Source organism: Undibacterium sp. RTI2.2 (genome assembly GCF_035018705.1).
GTDB lineage: Bacteria > Pseudomonadota > Gammaproteobacteria > Burkholderiales > Burkholderiaceae_D > Undibacterium.
Genome location: NZ_JASJXN010000035.1, coordinates 14156 through 30772 on the forward strand (window position 1 = coordinate 14156; position 16617 = coordinate 30772).

Sequence of the window (16617 nt, forward strand, 5' to 3'; positions counted from 1 at the left end):
TTATTCGTTGGTACAGCCTAGGACTTCTTCCAAGCTTGTGAGTCCTTGCTTAACTTTTTGTAATCCAGATTTTCTAAGACTTCTTACACCTTCTTTTTCGGATTGTTTTTCAATTTCTAACGATGTGCCGTTTGAAAGAATAATACGTTCAATTGCTTCAGTAATTGGCATTATCTGATAAATGCCTACTCGTCCTTTGTAGCCACTACCGCTGCAGCGTTCACAACCTACAGGATGGTAAGGTTTCCAAGTTCCGTCTAGCTCCTCATCTTTAAATCCAGCCTGAAGAAGAACTTCGTCTAATACATCGGCAGGCTTTTTACAGGTGCAAAGACGTCTAGCTAATCTCTGCGCAGTTATCAAAATGACTGAAGATGCAATATTAAACGGTGCTACGCCCATGTTCATGAGACGAGTCAGGGTAGAGGGGGCATCATTGGTATGCAAGGTTGAGAAAACCATATGGCCAGTTTGCGCCGCTTTGATCGCGATATCTGCAGTTTCCAGGTCACGAATTTCACCTACCATAATGACATCGGGATCTTGTCGAAGGAATGACTTTAAAGCGACCGGAAATGTTAAGCCCGCTCTGTCGTTGATATTAACTTGATTGACTCCTGGTAAGTTGATCTCAGCTGGATCTTCAGCGGTTGAAATATTGATGCCCGGTTTGTTAATCACGTTAAGGCAAGTATATAAAGAGACGGTTTTACCTGAGCCTGTCGGTCCGGTAACTAATACCATGCCATATGGACGTTGTATGGCATTCATCAGAATCTCTTTTTGATCAGGATCGTAACCTAGCGCATCAATACCCATTTGCGCTTGAGATCCATCCAAAATCCGCATAACTATTTTTTCGCCAAATAGCGTCGGCAGCGTACTCACTCGAAAATCAATTGCTTTGGACACAGATAAAACTAATTTCATACGCCCATCTTGGGGAACGCGCTTTTCAGAAATATCCAATTTAGAAATGACTTTTATCCGTGAAACTAGCTTGTCTTTAATTGCAATCGGTGGCTGTGCTATCTCACGAAGTTCTCCATCAACCCTGAACCGAATACGATAGAATTTCTCAAAAGGTTCAAAATGTAAATCGGAGGCGCCCATATTGATCGCATCGATCAACATTTTTTGTAAAAATTTTACGATTGGCGCATCGTCAACTTCGGCTGCCTGAGCATCAGCAGCGCCAGTATTAATGTCTTCCTCTTTAAATTCAATATCGTAGTCATCGCCGGATATATCACTTAAGCTTTGTTCCGACGTTTTACTCAGTTTTTCTAATAGTTTAAGCAGTGCATCGTGTTGTACAACCACAATTTCTATACCTAAACCCGTTTGAAATTTAATTTGATCTTGAGCGGAGACATTGGTTGGGTCGGAAACAGCCAAAGAAATTTTATTACCACGCTTGGCTAACGCTACGATGCGTTGTGTCTGCATCAATTTAGAATCAACAATTTTTTCGGGTAAGGTCGCCTCATTAAAAACGCCCAGATCGACTAAAGGATAGCCAAATGTTTCAGAACAAAATGCAGCAAGATCTCTCGCGTTGATTAGACCGCTTTGCAGTAAGCTGTCAACGAAGGGTTTTTTTTCTAACTGAGATTTTTTTTGTACGTCATCTATTTGTGATGCTGGCAAAACATTACCTTGGATTAGCGCTCTGGCAAGTCCTGAGGTTGGTAAGGCTGGAGTCGTATTCGGTAGAACTGCTGACATAAGATCTCACATAGGGCTCTTGCTCAAATTAATCGATGTTATCGTTGCTTTAAGATAATGCAACCAAGCACCTCTTTTGTAAAGGAGCGCACATCATTTGTTTGATGCATTTTGCCTAAAAAAATATAAAGAAGCACAACTGCTTAAAATAACCCATCCTAAATAATTTATATCGCGATCTTCATATCAATAAAAATTAATGATTTCTATCAACCGAAAATTTACAAAGCGCTAATAATGCATCTTTGTATTGACTGTCTTGGAGATGCTGGATAGATTGAATCGCACGATCTGCAGCTTTTATTGCTTTTGCACGCGTAAAGTCAAGTGCACCTGATTTAGTGATTGCTTCGAGTATCACATCAAATTTGGATTCATCTCCTTGTTCTATGCAGCTGCGGACAAGCTTTTTTTCTTCGTCGGTACCATTTTTCATTAAGTAAATTAGGGGCAGTGTTGGTTTCCCCTCCCTTAGATCGTCGCCTACGTTTTTTCCAATATCAACCGCGTTACCGGAATAATCCAGTACATCATCAATTAACTGAAATGCTGTTCCAAGGGAGCGGCCATATTCTGCGGCAGCCTCAATTTGTATAGGGTCTGCGCCAGCAATCAATGCGCCTACTTGTGCGGCTGCTTCAAATAATTTTGCAGTTTTTGAGCGAATTACTTGCAGATAGCGCTCTTCATTTACATCGGGGTCATGCATATTAAGTAGCTGTAATACTTCACCCTCTGCGATCACATTTGTTGCATCCGCCAGGATTTGCATGATTTGCATACTATTAATTGAAACCATCATTTGGAAAGCACGGGAATACAAGAAGTCGCCAACTAACACTGAGGCGGCATTACCAAACATGGCATTTGCAGTTTTTCGCCCGCGACGCAAAGAAGATTCATCAACTACGTCATCGTGCAACAAGGTTGCCGTATGAATAAATTCAATAATTGCAGCTAGTTCGTGGTGCTGAGTGCCTCGATATTGATAGGCGTTAGCAACCAACAATACCAACACCGGGCGTATTCTTTTGCCGCCAGCATTGATAATATATTCAGCAATCTGATTGACTAAAGGTACTTCGGAGTGAAGCTTATTTCGAATCACCTGATTAACCGCAGTCATGTCGGTTGCGATGGATTCTGTGATACTTATTTGACGTGATGTTGTGGCAGACAAGGCGGTACCTGCTAAAAAATGCGTGTGAGTACTTAAGATAAGCATAGATTATACGATGCCAAGATGATTTCGCGTCAGGCCGAAACACTACGAGACTTATTCCCGCAACGACTTGCTGACGCAGGCTCTAATTTGGACGTTGATTTGTAAGAATTGCCCGCGGTTATCAGCCTCAGCGACAATTTGAGGAAAGTTTTGACGTCGTAGCTAAGTCTATGTATAATTGGAGGTTTTCCCGATTTATAAGCTTAATTTTTGGTTTATTCGGGGAATAAAAAATCGATTATTAATATCATTTGATGAGGTTTCACATGTACGCGGTCATAAAAACCGGTGGCAAACAATACAAAGTTGTCGCTGGTGAAAAACTTAAAGTAGAACAGATACCTGCAGACATTGGCTCCGAAATCACCATTGATCAAGTGCTCGCATTGGGCGCTGGTGACACCATTAAATTTGGTGCTCCCTTGGTCGCAGGTGCTACGGTGCTGGCTACGGTAATTTCGCAAGGTCGTCACGACAAAGTGCGCATTTTCAAAATGCGTCGTCGTAAGCATTACCAAAAGCGTCAAGGCCATCGCCAAAATTACACAGAACTGCAAATCGTTTCTATCAACGGCTAATCCTGTTTGATTTAATCAGAACCCAAGGAGCTAATAAATGGCACACAAAAAAGGCGGCGGCACCACGCGAAATGGTCGTGACTCAGAGTCAAAACGCTTAGGCGTTAAAGTTTACGGCGGCCAAACTATCAATGCTGGCGGTATCATCATTCGTCAACGCGGTACACGCGTTCACCCGGGTGAAAACGTTGGTATGGGCAAAGATCATACTTTGTTCGCATTGATCAACGGTAAAGTACAGTTTGCAATCAAAGGTGCAGCTCAGCACCAATACGCGATTGTTGTAGCAGCGTAATAGCTCGTTACAGACAGTACAATAAGGCGTAAGCCTGACGAAAAAGGCTCTGCCGTTGGTGGAGCCTTTTTAGTTTCAAAAGATCCTGTATAAATCTGTTGTCGGTATTTTAAACACGGTTTACACAAAGATTTATACAAGCTCTTTTTAGTAAGTGGTCTTGCATTGCTTGTTTTAATGGCAGGTTTTAAGCATCAAGCTACAGTTCCTGCTACTTTTTTTGACAAGGGTAGAGGATTAAGGCGCATTCGCTATTGATATTGAATTAATAATTAATTTATAACGAAGCGCGCCGAATTTATAGGTGAAACAAATGAAATTTATCGACGAAGCACGAATTGAAGTGATTGCTGGTGATGGCGGAAATGGTGTCGCCTCCTTCTGTCGTGAAAAATTCCGCCCATTTGGCGGCCCTGATGGCGGTGATGGCGGTAAGGGCGGCAGCATTATTGCGGTAGCTGATCGCAACATCAATACGCTAGTTGATTTTCGCTACGCAAAATTACACAAAGCGCGCGATGGGGAAAACGGTCGTGGTGCAGATTGCTATGGTAAAGGTGCAGACGATATTTTGCTACGTATGCCAGTCGGTACCTTGATTATTGATCGAAATACGGACGAATTGATTGCTGATTTAACCGAGCATGAGCAGCAAGTTGTATTGGTCAAAGGTGGCGAGGGTGGATGGGGGAATATTCACTTTAAATCATCTACCAATCGTGCGCCACGTCAACGTGGTGACGGCAAAGAAGGAGAACGTCGTGAATTACGTTTAGAGCTGAAAGTGCTGGCTGACGTTGGTTTGCTCGGCTTGCCAAATGCCGGTAAATCTACGTTTATTACTGCAGTATCGAACGCACGGCCTAAGATCGCTGATTATCCGTTCACGACATTGCATCCTAATTTGGGTATGGTTCGTGTCAGCCACGAAAAAAGTTTTGTGATTGCCGACATCCCTGGTTTGATCGAAGGCGCTGCGGATGGCGCTGGCCTGGGTATCCAATTTTTAAAGCATTTACAACGTACTGGTTTGCTACTGCATATAGTTGATCTGGCACCATTTGATGATAGCGTTGATCCGGTCAAAGATGCAAAAGCGTTGATCAAAGAACTGCGTAAATACGACGAATCTTTATACGAGAAGCCGCGCTGGTTAGTGTTGAATAAGCTCGATATGCTGAACGAAGAAGAGCGTAAAAAGAAAGTCAAAGACTTCGTAAAACGTTTTGGCTGGAAAGGTCCGGTATTTGAGATTTCCGCCTTAAATCGTGAAGGCTGTGAAGATTTAGTCACTGAAATTTACGCCTATCTTGCTGAAAAACGCATGCAAGAACAGCGTTCGCAAGAGACTCAGATGAAAGAAGAAGCGCAAGGCATTTTGTCGATCGATCCTGACGATCCTCGCTTTAAAGTGCTTGATTGAGTTTCAACTGAACTTCAACTGAATTTTAGCTGAGCTTCATTCCCCGTCGTCGCTGCACTCGCAGCGACGTTCCACATACAGTTTTGTTCGTAGCGCACACCTATGCATTCTGTCATCCAGCAAGCCAAGCGGCTTATCATCAAAGTTGGTTCTTCTCTAGTGACCAACGATGGTAAGGGGCTAGACCATCAAGCGATACAAAAGTGGGCCGCGCAAATTGCAGAATTGCGACAGATGGGCAAAGAGGTTGTGCTGGTTAGTTCCGGTGCGATTGCTGAAGGTCGTCAGCGCCTAGGATTTGATAAGCGCCCGACCGGCATTCACGAATTACAAGCCTGTGCCGCAGTCGGCCAGATGGGGCTCGCGCAAATTTATGAAAGTAGTTTTCGCGCACATGGTATAGGCACCGCTCAGATTCTGCTGACCCACGCCGACTTGGCGGACCGCGAACGTTATCTGAATGCGCGCTCTACCTTATTTACGCTGCTGCGTTTTGGCATCGTCTCGATCATTAATGAAAACGATACGGTCGTCACTGATGAAATCAAGTTTGGTGACAACGACACTTTGGGCGCATTGGTAGCGAATTTGATTGAAGGTGACGCGCTGATTATTCTGACAGATCAAAAAGGTTTGTACACTGCCGATCCGCGCAAACATCCCGATGCGCAATTTGTGCATGAAGCTAAAGCGGGCGATCCCGCATTGGAGGCCATGGCTGGCGGCGCTGGTTCCAGCTTAGGAAGCGGCGGTATGCTGACTAAAATCCTGGCAGCCAAACGCGGCGCTAGTTCTGGTGCGCATACGGTGATTGCCTGGGGACGTGAAGAGAATGTTCTGATTCGTCTGGCACAGGGCGAGGCGATTGGTACGCAATTAATTTCTCAGATGGCACCGTTGGCAGCGCGTAAGCAATGGATGGCAGATCATTTGCAAACCGCCGGACAATTGATATTAGACGCTGGCGCAGTTCAAAAATTGAGCCGCGAAGGTAAATCTTTGTTGCCTATCGGCGTGTTGGATGTCAAAGGTGAGTTTGGTCGAGGTGCCGTAGTCACTTGTTATAACGAAGCAGGGCAGGCAATTGCCCGCGGACTCAGCAATTACACCAGCACAGAAGCGCGCCGGATTAAGCGCCACCCGTCCACCGAGATTGCACAAATTCTTGGCTTTGTGGAAGAGCCAGAATTGATCCATAGAGACAACATGGTGTTGCTTTAACCAAGATTTTCCATTAGGCGCACCAGAGGTGCTATCTGAATGCTGGCGGCGCATTTTCGGTCATTTTTGGCGTTCTTCGTTGCTCATGGCTGGTGATGAGCGCCTTATTTACGACAAACTCACATCAAAACTGCCTCGAAAAGTCCATCCGTCATCAACTCAAATCCTAATGGAAAATCTCGGTTTAATCTGGTTTCAGCTGAAAGCGAATCAAGTAAAACGAAGATGTGGATGTTAGTAGGTTGCTGGCGCTATTTCTTCGGATACTTAAAATGAAATGAAAAAAATGAGGGGGCGTATTAATATACTCCCCCTCATTTTGTTAAAAATTGCTCTATTGTCCAATGATTCTCTGGGCAATTAAATATACTACTGATGAGTATATTTAATTGTTCTGATTATCGTCATCTCAAAAAATGCTAGAGCTGTATGTAATTAATGGTTATCCGTTGCGGCTACAAAGCCACTGCAAAGTTGACTTCAAGGAGTTAAAGCGGTTTCAGTGGTTGCCGTTTTTTCAGCCGTTCTAGCATTGCCGGTGCTTTTCCTGCGATGGTATTGCCCTCGCAAAAATAATCCGTGAATAAAGTCGAATGTTGTTTGTTCGCTGCTAATGCTTGAATGCTATCCCACTGATTGCGGCGAGAACGTGACCAACTGCCATCTGCGCGCCCGAATGCGTACAGTTTTTTCTCGTATGTGCTGCAGCGAATTCCCTCGTAACTGACATTCTTCGCACCAGAACTGCTGATCGATACCAGTGTGTACCTGACGATCCCATCGCTAGTAATCGTCAGCGATTTAGCATCGACAGAAAATGCCTGATTATCACTGTTATAAAACGGCAGCAGATTCGTGGCCTGAGGCGCTTCAGGAAGTTGCAAGGCAACTTCTTTCCACTCCTTCTCCGCATCCTCGTCGTCCATGGGTTGCGCATGCAAAGGTGCAAGCAAGCTAGCCATCAATATCAAACCTAACATCGAGTTTTTGATCATAGTGCGTGAAGTTATTTTTCGCGTCGTTGTTTGTGTCATCTTTTGCGCCATCATCATAGTCACTCAGGTTTATCTTGCGCAGCAGGTAGCTCTACTATTGCCGGAGCGATCTTGATCTCGATTTCGATCTCACTTTTGTCTGCGTCTGAAACGGTATCTAACCCGGCTTGTAGCTTGGCGGGACCATTAGCCTGGCGCGCAGTTCCCAAGCGCTCAGTACGATGGACAAAGCGCGACAATTCCTGCAGAGCCAATTGATAAACACCCCGTTTAAATTCAATCACTACGTCCAGCGGCACCCAATACTCGTGCCAGCGCCAGGCATCAAACTCAGGATGATTGCTGGCACGCAGATTAACGTCACAATCGCGCCCCAGCATCCGTAGCAAAAACCATATTTGTTTTTGCCCACGGTAATGTCCACGGATTTCACGTTTGATGAAATGATCGGGCACCTCATAGCGCAGCCAGTCGCGGGTGCGACCGATGACTTTGACATGCTCAGGCAACAAACCGGTCTCTTCTTCCAGCTCGCGAAACATCGCTTGCTCGGGTGATTCTCCGTATTTGATACCGCCTTGCGGAAACTGCCAGGAGTGCTCTCGCACCCGTTTGCCCCACCAAACTTCGTTGTTGGCGTTGAGCAATATAATGCCTACGTTAGGCCGGAAGCCTTCACGATCTAGCATGATCTTACCTCGAAACTTTCTGCCACTAAACGTTCTGTTACCCCAATTTGTCATTGGAATTGTTATGACACCAATCAACAAAGTGCTTGTAAATACACAGAAAAAATTGGCCGTTTTGATTTTATAAAAACGTCATTTTTTTCACTTCAAGTCGTCACTCTGTCGATATCACGTCGATGTCATATCGATCTAACGCTGATTTCAGGTTTATTTCGCACCTATCAAGCGTTTTTCCATCATCAAATTGGTAAACAGTGGGCGCATTAGTCAGCTAATCCTTTAAAATTGAGTCGATTATAACCCTCAATTTTTGAAAAGAATCATTGTCATGCGCGCTACACGATTTTTTATTTCCACTTTAAAAGAAGCTCCTGCCGATGCTGAAATCGTCAGCCATAAACTGATGATGCGTGCCGGGATGATTAAACGTCTTGGTTCCGGTATTTATAACTATATGCCGATGGGTTTGCGTGTGATCCGCAAAGTCGAAGCGATCGTCCGCGAAGAGATGAATCGTGCCGGTGCGATTGAAATGTTAATGCCCGTGGTGCAACCTGCAGAGCTGTGGCAAGAGACTGGCCGTTGGGACAAAATGGGGCCGGAGCTGATGCGCGTCAAAGACCGGCACGGTCGTGACTTCGTAATCCAGCCAACGTCGGAGGAAGTAATGACGGACGTTGCCCGCGCTGACATCAAATCCTATCGCCAGCTGCCGCTGAATTTTTATCATATCCAAACCAAGTTTCGTGATGAACGTCGCCCCCGTTTTGGTTTGATGCGTGGTCGTGAATTTACGATGAAAGACGCCTACTCTTTTGATCGTGATGTCGAAGGCATGAAAAAATCCTATCAAGCGATGTATGACGCTTATGTCAGAGTATTCAACCGCTTTGGCTTAGAGTTCCGCGCCGTGGCTGCGGATAACGGCGCGATTGGCGGCTCTGGCTCGCATGAATTTCACGTTATTGCAGAGACCGGCGAAGATGCTTTGGTGTATTGCCCGACCTCCGATTACGCAGCGAATATGGAAGCTGCCGAGGCCGTATCTTTGTTCTCGCAACGTCAGGCTGCAACACAAGTCCTGACTAAAACGGCGACACCAGGCAAGGCCAAGTGTGAAGACGTAGCAGCTCTGTTGAATATCCCGCTGGAGCGCACAGTTAAATCGATTGTGCTGACAGTCGAGACAGAAGAAAAAGAAAAAATCACTAAACAAGTCTGGCTCTTATTATTGCGCGGCGATCATGATTTGAATGAAATCAAAGCTAATAAAGTCGCCGGTTTAGCCAATTATCGCTTTGCCACAGAAGATGAAATTGTGGAGCATTTCGGAACCAAGCCAGGCTATCTCGGACCTATCAACACTAAATTACCCGTCAACATTGTGGCAGATCGTACCGTCGCCATGATGGGGGATTTTGTGTGTGGCGCGAATGAAGAAGACTTCCATTACACCGGCGTGAATTGGGAACGTGATTTGTCAGAGTCTTTGGTCGCGGATTTGCGTAACGTAGTTGCTGGCGACCCCTCTCCAGATGGTAAAGGTGTATTAGCGATCCAGCGCGGGATTGAAGTTGGTCATGTGTTCCAACTAGGTACGCGTTATTCGCAAGATATGAAAGCCACTTTCTTAGATGAAAACGGCAAACCGCAGTTTTTACAAATGGGTTCTTACGGCATCGGCGTGACCCGGATTTTGGGTGCAGCGATTGAGCAAAATTTTGATGAAAAAGGCATAGTCTGGCCGTTGGCACTGGCACCTTTTGAAGTCGTACTTTGCCCGATGGGTATGGATAAAAGTGAAGCCGTCAAAGCAGAAGCAGAAAAGCTATACCAAGCTTTGCTGGATGCAGGCGTTGATGTTATGTTTGATGACCGCGGCGAGCGCCCGGGTGCGATGTTCGCTGATTGGGAGTTGATCGGCGTGCCGCTCCGTGTCGTGATTGGTGACCGTGGTCTGAAAGAAGGCAAGCTGGAATATAAAGGTCGTCGGGATGCAGAGGCGATCGAATTACCTGTTGCCGAGATGCTTGCGTTTATCCAATCTAAGATTCAAGGGAAATAAGATATTAGGATGGAGTATTTTATAAGGTCCATATCTTTCCTGCTTAATAAGCCAGTTTTTAATGATACTCCTGTAAAAATCGGTAATTTTCATAGAAAATCTGGTTTCTTGAGTCGCTTGCTTAGTGCGTTTGGTCTGTGTGCTTTTCTGGTTGCCGGTCCGGCAATGGCTGGTAATCAGAAAGAAGAAGCGATGGCAGATTCGGTACGGCTGGCTTTGTCCAAAGCCGTTACCGATTCGCGCCCGCCCAAACCCAGTTTCGACAATATCAATGAGCGCATCGATTATTTGCTGTGGTTGGGCGAGATGTCCGACCGCCTTAAGCGCAGGATTCCTGACGCGAAGACAAGGCAAGAATTGCTGGAAGCGATATGGTACGAATCCAAACGAGCAGGGCTAGAACCGGCGATGGTGTTAGGACTGATCCAGGTCGAATCCGCTTTTCGTAAATACGCGACATCGGTGGTCGGCGCCCGCGGCTTTATGCAGGTCATGCCGTTTTGGTCGAAGACGATTGGTGACGGTGACGCACAAAAGCTATTCCAGATGCAAACCAATCTACGCTATGGTTGCTCGATTCTCCGCTTGTATATTGATATGGAAGCAGGCAATTTATATCTTGCTTTAGGGCGCTATAACGGTAGCCGTGGACGCCCGGAATATCCGAATGCGGTATTAGCTAATTGGAAGAATTGGGAGTACAAAAAAGACGCAACTAAAAACTAAAAAAGAAGTCAGACAAGTATGGAGCTGGAATAAAAATGGACTAAAAAAAGGTGAAGCATTGCGTTTAAATGAAAAAAATCCGGTACGCTGGACGTGGTTTTTAGTCATTATCGGAGTGCATATTGCCTTTCTCTTTTTGTGGCCAAAAGCAGAACCACGGCATGAAAAAAAGCCAGCATTGACGGAGCTGGTAATTCAATTACTGCTCCAGCCCACATCTCTTCCGCCCTTAAATCAACTACCACCGGTAGCGAATTCCCGCCAGATTAAGCCGATATTACCGATTGACCCAAAAAATAATCCATCTAAAAAAGATTTAGCGAAGCCATCAGCATCGCAAAATATTTCTATACCGATCACAGACGAAAGTCTGGCGAATACGCCGATTGCGCCGATTACGTCGACTACTAATCCGGCGATCAGCTCAGAGACTAAGCTTAATTTAGATGTACGTAGGATCAGTAAGGATCTGTTAGCAGAGCAACGTCCCACCCAATTCCCTGCCAGGCCCGCCGCATCTTCTTTCATTGCTTTTGCAAATAATGTGGCAGCGGCAGCGAGACCGCGAGACACCTCCGCACAGAATTTTGTGATGCCAGACGGTACTCGTATCACCAAAATGATTACACCCAGCGGTACCTATTGTGTGATCGCCGCTAACGCAGCCGGTGGCAGCACAATCATTGCGCGAGAAGTTTCCAGAGTGGTTAATTGCGGTAATTTATAAAGGAGGCGCTTTGGATTTAAATCTTACAAAACCACTGCGCTGGCCCTACTTACTATTGATTGCCGCAATCCATGGTGCTTTATTTTTTGTATGGACGGACACGACGGCTCATAAAAAAGCGAACGAGCAATTATCTGCACTTTTTGTGCTTCTGATTCCTGGCAATGCATTAGTGGTGCCTCAGAAAAAAGATGTGCATGAGTCAGAGAGCAAGCCAGTTTTCAACGCGCAAGAGAATGTACTAAAACATCATGAGCAAAAAATAATCGCATCCTCGGTTACTGTCATCAAAAACGAGAAGATCGCTAAGACCAAAACAACTACTGCACCTGTCAATACACTAATGATAGCGACTGAGAGCCAAGCAATGCCCACAGCACCAGCAAGTCAGGCGATGGTTGATAAAGGCCTCAACACCGATATAACTAACATCACCAAGGGATTAAAAACCGATTTTGAAGCCCGTGATCGCGTTACCCTAAAACCACCCGCATCTCCGATGAGTAAGCTGGCGCAAAATATCGCGGCGGCAGCGACCACGCAAAGAGAGGGCTATCACGAAGAGCGTGTGCTCCTAGGCGATGGTCGCCCAGTCACCAAAGTTATTACGCCATATGGGACTTACTGCATATTGCACAGAAAACCAGGAGAAATCATTGGCAATGAGTTGGCCGCGGTGCCAGTAACTTGTGGCAATTTGTAGGCGATCAATCTAAGTAGCGGAGATCGGGCTCGGAAGGGGTGGATTGAATATACTCCCCGTTATTTTTTTAAACATATGCCTGATTGTCCAAATATTATATGGACAATTAACAAATACCCTACCCGAGTATTTTCTTATTAAAAACAAAAAAGCCCGCGCGATGCGGGCTTTTTTGTTTGGGATTGGGATTGCGATGAAGCTTGCAATACGCCAATAAGTCGCCCAAAACGACTGCGGTCAAATTAAGACAGGTGACCGGAAATCAACTTTGTCATTTCAAACATAGAGACTTGAGCTTTGCCGCCGAAGACAGCTTTCAATTTGTCATCTGCATTGATGTTGCGTTTGTTTGCTTCATCTTGCAGCTTGTGCTTCTTGATGTATTCCCATACTTTTTTAGTGACTTCAGTACGAGGAATCGGCGCTGCGCCGATGACTGCTGCCAAAGTTGGCGAGATCGTCATTGGTTTCATAAATGCTGCATTTGGCTTACGTGCAGGTGCGTCTGCCTTAGCTGCTTTAGCCACTTTAGCTGCTGGTGCGGCCTTAGGTGCTGCTACTTTTTTAACTGCTGCTGGCGCTGCTGGTTTTTTTGCCACTGGTTTTTTTGCTGCTGTTGCCATATTGAGGCTCCTTCACAAGTATCTTGGAAAATGCGCCGTTTCACGCATCGCTAATAGTGGTGCGCTTTGCAGAGTGATGCAAGTGTTTTTTGTGGCTTTTTGTATAAAATGTGTCGTAATTAGCAGAGTGCAGTGCTGTAGAGTGAAAAAAACCGAATCACGCCTTAAATTTACATATTTTCAGGGCGGTATTCGGTCTGTAGTCTTGCGGTGTTACTGTTTGTGTCGGGGTTAGCAGAGGGCGCCATAGAGCACCATAGAGCGCTGGTATTGCTTTTGCGCTTATCTCGATTTGCCCGGCATCATGCCTTTCATGCTGCGCATCATCTTCATCATGCCGCCGCCTTGCAGCTTTTTCATCATGCTTTGCATTTGTTCAAATTGGGCTAGCATGCGGTTGACTTCTTGAATCTGGACGCCTGCACCCATTGCAATCCGGCGTTTGCGCGATGCTTTGATCAGATCTGGTTTTGCTCTTTCTCTTGGCGTCATGGAATTGATCATACCTTCCATGCGACGCACACTTTTTTCTGCCTGATCCATATTCGCGCCACTCGCAGCTTGCTGCATTTGCGCAGGCAGTTTGTCCATCAAATTGGACAAACCGCCCATCTTTTTCATTTGCGATAGCTGTAGCTTGAAGTCATTCATATCAAACTTACCGCCACCTTTGATCTTGTGCGCCAGATCTTGTGCTGCAGCGACGTCCATGCCTTTTTGAGCGGATTCGACCAATGCCAGAATATCGCCCATGCCCAAAATACGGTTCGCCATGCGGACTGGATCGAAGGCTTCTAAGCCATCTAGTTTTTCCGCTACACCCGCAAATTTAATTGGTTTGCCAGTGATATGACGTACCGACAATGCAGCACCACCGCGCGAATCGCCATCTAGTTTGGTCAGTACGATACCGGTTAGGGGCAAAGCATCGTTAAAGGCTTTTGCCGTATTGACCGCATCTTGGCCAAGCATGGCATCGACCACGAACAGGGTTTCTATTGGCTTGACCGCGGCATGTATCGCGGAGATTTCTTGCATCATTGCTTCATCAATACCCAGACGACCGGCGGTATCAATAATCAGCACATCGTGGTAATGCTTTTTTGCAAAATCCAGCGCAGCTAAAGCGATATCAACTGGGTTGTCGGTCGGCAGCGTCGGGAAGAAGTCAGCGCCTACTTGCGCAGTCACAGTTTGTAGCTGACCAATCGCAGCCGGGCGATACACGTCGGCAGAGACGGTTAAAACTTTTTTCTTTTTTTGCTCGCGTAAAAATTTAGCGAGTTTACCGACTGTGGTCGTTTTACCGGCACCTTGCAAACCTGCCATCAAAATAATTGCCGGAGGTTGGGTCGCAAAGCTGAGTTGATAGGCTTCGGGGCCGAGATCGGCACCCATTAAGCTTGCCAATTCCTTTTGCACCACGCCGACCAGCGCCTGGCCCGGCGTGAGCGAACTGATGACCTCTTCGCCCAAGGCTTTTTCTTTGACGCGGGCGATTAAATCACGCACCGCAGGCAAGGCAACGTCGGCCTCCAGTAAAGCCATACGTACTTCGCGCAACATCTCGGCGGTATTGGATTCAGTTAAACGAGCTTCGCCGCGCATGGTTTTCACCACTTTGGCAAGGCGTTGGGTCAGATTATCGAGCATGGATGAGATTTAATTTTCAGATAAATTATGGATGCAGCAACATTTAGAGCGAAATTCGGGTGCGCTAATCAGGCTAGCATTTTACCTGATCGAGCGTTCTGCTTGTTCCAATTCTGGAATAGGGCGGCAAACCCTTCGTACAACTTGTAAAAATCCCAAATAGTACGGTGTAGTTGCCTAAGATTAAACACCGATGCGTAGTATTACCGATGTTGGACATGGTTTTGTCCTGTTTAATCCTAGCGGTGTATTGCGGGGTTTGATTGCTGTTCAATATTGCCTAATATTGTGTAAGGCAGTGCGAGTGTTTGAATTCAAACAGATGTGTCAAAAAACTCAAACCTAGCTAATTACACTTAAACACAAAAAATAAAATATAAAAAAGAGAGTTCATTTCACTCATGTCGAGGAAATTTTCTCTCATAACAGGAGACAAATATGCTGCGATCTACATGGTATTTTTCGGCCAGGCTGTGCGCATCCCTGGCTTTGGTGTCCTCAACGCTGGGTGCTGGCGGTCTTGCCTATGCCGAAGATGGCGTAAGTGAGAGCACGATTTTACTGGGGCAGACGGTTGGTTTGACAGGGCAAATTGCCGGGCCCGTTAAAGAGATGAATGCAGGCGCAAATGCCTATTTTGCTTACATCAATAAAAATGGTGGCGTGAACGGGCGAAAGATCGAAGTCCGCACACTCGATGATAAGTTTGAGCCAGCGCTTGCCGCCGGTAATGCCGGGACATTAATCAAAACAGAACATGTGTTTGCTCTGTTTCAGTCGCGCGGTACGCCACATACCGAGGCTTTGTTGCCCCTATTGGCTGAAAATAAAATCCCCCTGATTGCACCAAGCACGGGTGCGACCTTATTTCATACACCGAATAACCGCTATGTCTTCAATGTCCGCGCCAAATACCGGGATGAGGTCACGCGAGGTGTGGAACAGTTTAATACGGTGGGTATCAAAGAGATCGGCGTATTGCATGTAGACGATAGTTTTGGCAATGATGGATTGATCGGTTTTAATCATGCAATGGCGAAATACAATCTGACACCAGCAATCGTCTTCAAATACGATCGCACAAAACCTGATGTTGCTGCTGTCGTAGCTACGTTGAACCAAAGTAAAGCAAAGGCCTTGATTATCGTCGGTTCTGCAACGACTACGGTAGACATCATTAAAGCCGTTCGTGCACAAGGCAATGCTGTGCAAATCATGACCTTATCCAACAACTCCTCTCAATCCTTTGTCGAGGCTCTGGGCAAGGCTAGTGCTGGCATTATTGTGTCGCAAATTATGCCTGCACCTAATTCGACCTCTACCAAGCTAGGACAGGAATTTAAAGAGATAGCTGCTCCGCAGGGCGTCAATTCTTCTTATGCCTCAATGGAGGGGTTTGTCGGCGCTAAAGTGATGGTGGAGGCTTTACGTCGTGCGGGTCGTAACTTGACACGTGATAGTTTGATTCGCGCTTTAGAATCAATGCGTCGTTTTGATCTTGGTGGAGTAGTGCTAAGTTACACCGACCAAAATCACAGTGGTAGCGAATTTGTAGAGTTGACGATCATCAGCAAAGACGGCAAGTTCCTTCGCTAAGCCTTGGTTTTGGAAAATGAAGTTTTGTCGTAGCGCTGAAATCCTCGCTTAATGATACAAGCTTTATTTTCGTCGCTAATAGCAAAGATATAGAAGAAATGATGCGTTAGAATTCACGCTCGGAGATGGCATTCCTCCTGCATTTTTCGCTAACCGCTTTAGGTCAACACACCCTAGTGCTAATGATGCCTACATTTGTCCCTGATCAATTGGGAAGGTGTAGGCGCATAGTCAACACAGCGATTTTCAATTGATCCGGTTTTGTCTTATAGTCCAAGATAAAGATATAACAGGATTCGCATGAAAACCTCAAAACAAACCAGACCTCCGAAATCTCTTCAAAGTATTAATTCATCTCGCCCGATTGAGC

The 16617-nt window shown here is 45.8% G+C and carries 15 protein-coding genes and 1 riboswitch; of the genes, 9 read left to right on the top strand and 6 right to left on the bottom strand.

Annotation, left to right across the window (positions count from 1 at the left end):
• Both pilB and ispB read right to left on the bottom strand, forming a co-directional pair.
• A complete protein-coding gene (gene pilB / locus QN395_RS16510) occupies positions 1-1728 on the bottom strand; it encodes a type IV-A pilus assembly ATPase PilB (protein WP_322121435.1) in 1728 nt (575 codons plus the stop codon).
• Between the two features lie 196 nt (positions 1729-1924).
• On the bottom strand, positions 1925-2854 hold the full coding sequence (ispB, locus tag QN395_RS16515) for an octaprenyl diphosphate synthase (RefSeq protein WP_416200170.1): 930 nt from the start codon (positions 2852-2854) through the stop codon (positions 1925-1927).
• 365 nt (positions 2855-3219) lie between these two features.
• On the opposite strand from ispB, the gene rplU reads away from it, so the two are divergent.
• The 4 genes from rplU (at position 3220) to proB (ending at position 6470) form a co-directional block, all read left to right on the top strand.
• Positions 3220-3531: a 50S ribosomal protein L21 gene (gene rplU / locus QN395_RS16520; protein ID WP_262835192.1), complete on the top strand. Its 312-nt coding sequence runs from the start codon at positions 3220-3222 to the stop codon at positions 3529-3531.
• 37 nt (positions 3532-3568) lie between these two features.
• Positions 3569-3826 (top strand): 50S ribosomal protein L27, encoded by a 258-nt coding sequence (gene rpmA, locus QN395_RS16525; protein WP_322121437.1) that lies wholly within the window; start codon positions 3569-3571, stop codon positions 3824-3826.
• 313 nt (positions 3827-4139) lie between these two features.
• Positions 4140-5249: a GTPase ObgE gene (gene obgE / locus QN395_RS16530; protein ID WP_322121438.1), complete on the top strand. Its 1110-nt coding sequence runs from the start codon at positions 4140-4142 to the stop codon at positions 5247-5249.
• 102 nt (positions 5250-5351) lie between these two features.
• Positions 5352-6470 carry a glutamate 5-kinase gene (proB, locus tag QN395_RS16535; RefSeq protein WP_322121439.1) on the top strand — a complete coding sequence of 373 codons (1119 nt, stop codon included), beginning with the start codon at positions 5352-5354 and terminating at the stop codon, positions 6468-6470.
• 488 nt (positions 6471-6958) lie between these two features.
• Here the strand turns inward: proB and QN395_RS16540 are convergent, their stop codons facing one another.
• Together QN395_RS16540 and QN395_RS16545 are read right to left on the bottom strand one after the other, a co-directional pair.
• Positions 6959-7504, bottom strand: coding sequence for a CNP1-like family protein (locus QN395_RS16540; protein ID WP_322121440.1), 546 nt, complete (start codon positions 7502-7504; stop codon positions 6959-6961).
• 20 nt (positions 7505-7524) lie between these two features.
• Entirely contained in the window at positions 7525-8154 is a 630-nt protein-coding gene (locus QN395_RS16545) for an RNA pyrophosphohydrolase (RefSeq protein ID WP_416200140.1), read from the bottom strand.
• A gap of 328 nt (positions 8155-8482) precedes the next feature.
• On the opposite strand from QN395_RS16545, the gene QN395_RS16550 reads away from it, so the two are divergent.
• From QN395_RS16550 to QN395_RS16565, 4 genes are all read left to right on the top strand, one after another.
• A complete protein-coding gene (locus tag QN395_RS16550) occupies positions 8483-10219 on the top strand; it encodes a proline--tRNA ligase (RefSeq protein ID WP_322121441.1) in 1737 nt (578 codons plus the stop codon).
• Between the two features lie 165 nt (positions 10220-10384).
• A complete protein-coding gene (locus QN395_RS16555; RefSeq protein ID WP_322121701.1) occupies positions 10385-10945 on the top strand; it encodes a lytic transglycosylase domain-containing protein in 561 nt (186 codons plus the stop codon).
• Positions 10946-11003: 58 nt separating this feature from the next.
• A complete protein-coding gene (locus tag QN395_RS16560; protein ID WP_322121442.1) occupies positions 11004-11672 on the top strand; it encodes a hypothetical protein in 669 nt (222 codons plus the stop codon).
• A 10-nt stretch (positions 11673-11682) separates the two neighbouring features.
• Positions 11683-12375, top strand: coding sequence for a hypothetical protein (locus QN395_RS16565; protein WP_322121443.1), 693 nt, complete (start codon positions 11683-11685; stop codon positions 12373-12375).
• Positions 12376-12617: 242 nt separating this feature from the next.
• On the opposite strand, the gene QN395_RS16570 is transcribed toward QN395_RS16565, so the two are convergent.
• On the bottom strand, positions 12618-12998 hold the full coding sequence (locus QN395_RS16570; RefSeq protein WP_322121444.1) for an SWIB/MDM2 domain-containing protein: 381 nt from the start codon (positions 12996-12998) through the stop codon (positions 12618-12620).
• 282 nt (positions 12999-13280) lie between these two features.
• Positions 13281-14651, bottom strand: coding sequence for a signal recognition particle protein (gene ffh, locus QN395_RS16575; RefSeq protein WP_323491838.1), 1371 nt, complete (start codon positions 14649-14651; stop codon positions 13281-13283).
• Positions 14652-15089: 438 nt separating this feature from the next.
• Here ffh and QN395_RS16580 point away from each other — a divergent pair, with 438 nt between their 5' ends.
• Complete coding sequence (locus QN395_RS16580; protein ID WP_322121446.1) at positions 15090-16247, top strand: ABC transporter substrate-binding protein; 1158 nt, start codon at positions 15090-15092, stop codon at positions 16245-16247.
• A 112-nt stretch (positions 16248-16359) separates the two neighbouring features.
• Positions 16360-16446, top strand: a riboswitch (Fluoride riboswitch).
• The last annotated feature ends 171 nt before the right edge of the window (positions 16447-16617 follow it).

Bases quoted from the DNA above. Each gene is read 5' to 3' on its own strand.
- QN395_RS16555 (WP_322121701.1), top strand. From the start codon at position 10,385: ATGGCTGGTAATCAGAAAGAAGAAGCGATGGCAGATTCGGTACGGCTG.
- rplU (WP_262835192.1), top strand. From the start codon at position 3,220: ATGTACGCGGTCATAAAAACCGGTGGCAAACAATACAAAGTTGTCGCT.
- QN395_RS16540 (WP_322121440.1), bottom strand. From the start codon at position 7,504: ATGACACAAACAACGACGCGAAAAATAACTTCACGCACTATGATCAAA.
- obgE (WP_322121438.1), top strand. From the start codon at position 4,140: ATGAAATTTATCGACGAAGCACGAATTGAAGTGATTGCTGGTGATGGC.
- rpmA (WP_322121437.1), top strand. From the start codon at position 3,569: ATGGCACACAAAAAAGGCGGCGGCACCACGCGAAATGGTCGTGACTCA.
- ispB (WP_416200170.1), bottom strand. From the start codon at position 2,854: ATGACTGCGGTTAATCAGGTGATTCGAAATAAGCTTCACTCCGAAGTA.
- ffh (WP_323491838.1), bottom strand. From the start codon at position 14,651: ATGCTCGATAATCTGACCCAACGCCTTGCCAAAGTGGTGAAAACCATG.
- pilB (WP_322121435.1), bottom strand. From the start codon at position 1,728: ATGTCAGCAGTTCTACCGAATACGACTCCAGCCTTACCAACCTCAGGA.
- QN395_RS16570 (WP_322121444.1), bottom strand. From the start codon at position 12,998: ATGGCAACAGCAGCAAAAAAACCAGTGGCAAAAAAACCAGCAGCGCCA.
- proB (WP_322121439.1), top strand. From the start codon at position 5,352: ATGCATTCTGTCATCCAGCAAGCCAAGCGGCTTATCATCAAAGTTGGT.
- QN395_RS16580 (WP_322121446.1), top strand. From the start codon at position 15,090: ATGCTGCGATCTACATGGTATTTTTCGGCCAGGCTGTGCGCATCCCTG.
- QN395_RS16550 (WP_322121441.1), top strand. From the start codon at position 8,483: ATGCGCGCTACACGATTTTTTATTTCCACTTTAAAAGAAGCTCCTGCC.
- QN395_RS16545 (WP_416200140.1), bottom strand. From the start codon at position 8,154: ATGCTAGATCGTGAAGGCTTCCGGCCTAACGTAGGCATTATATTGCTC.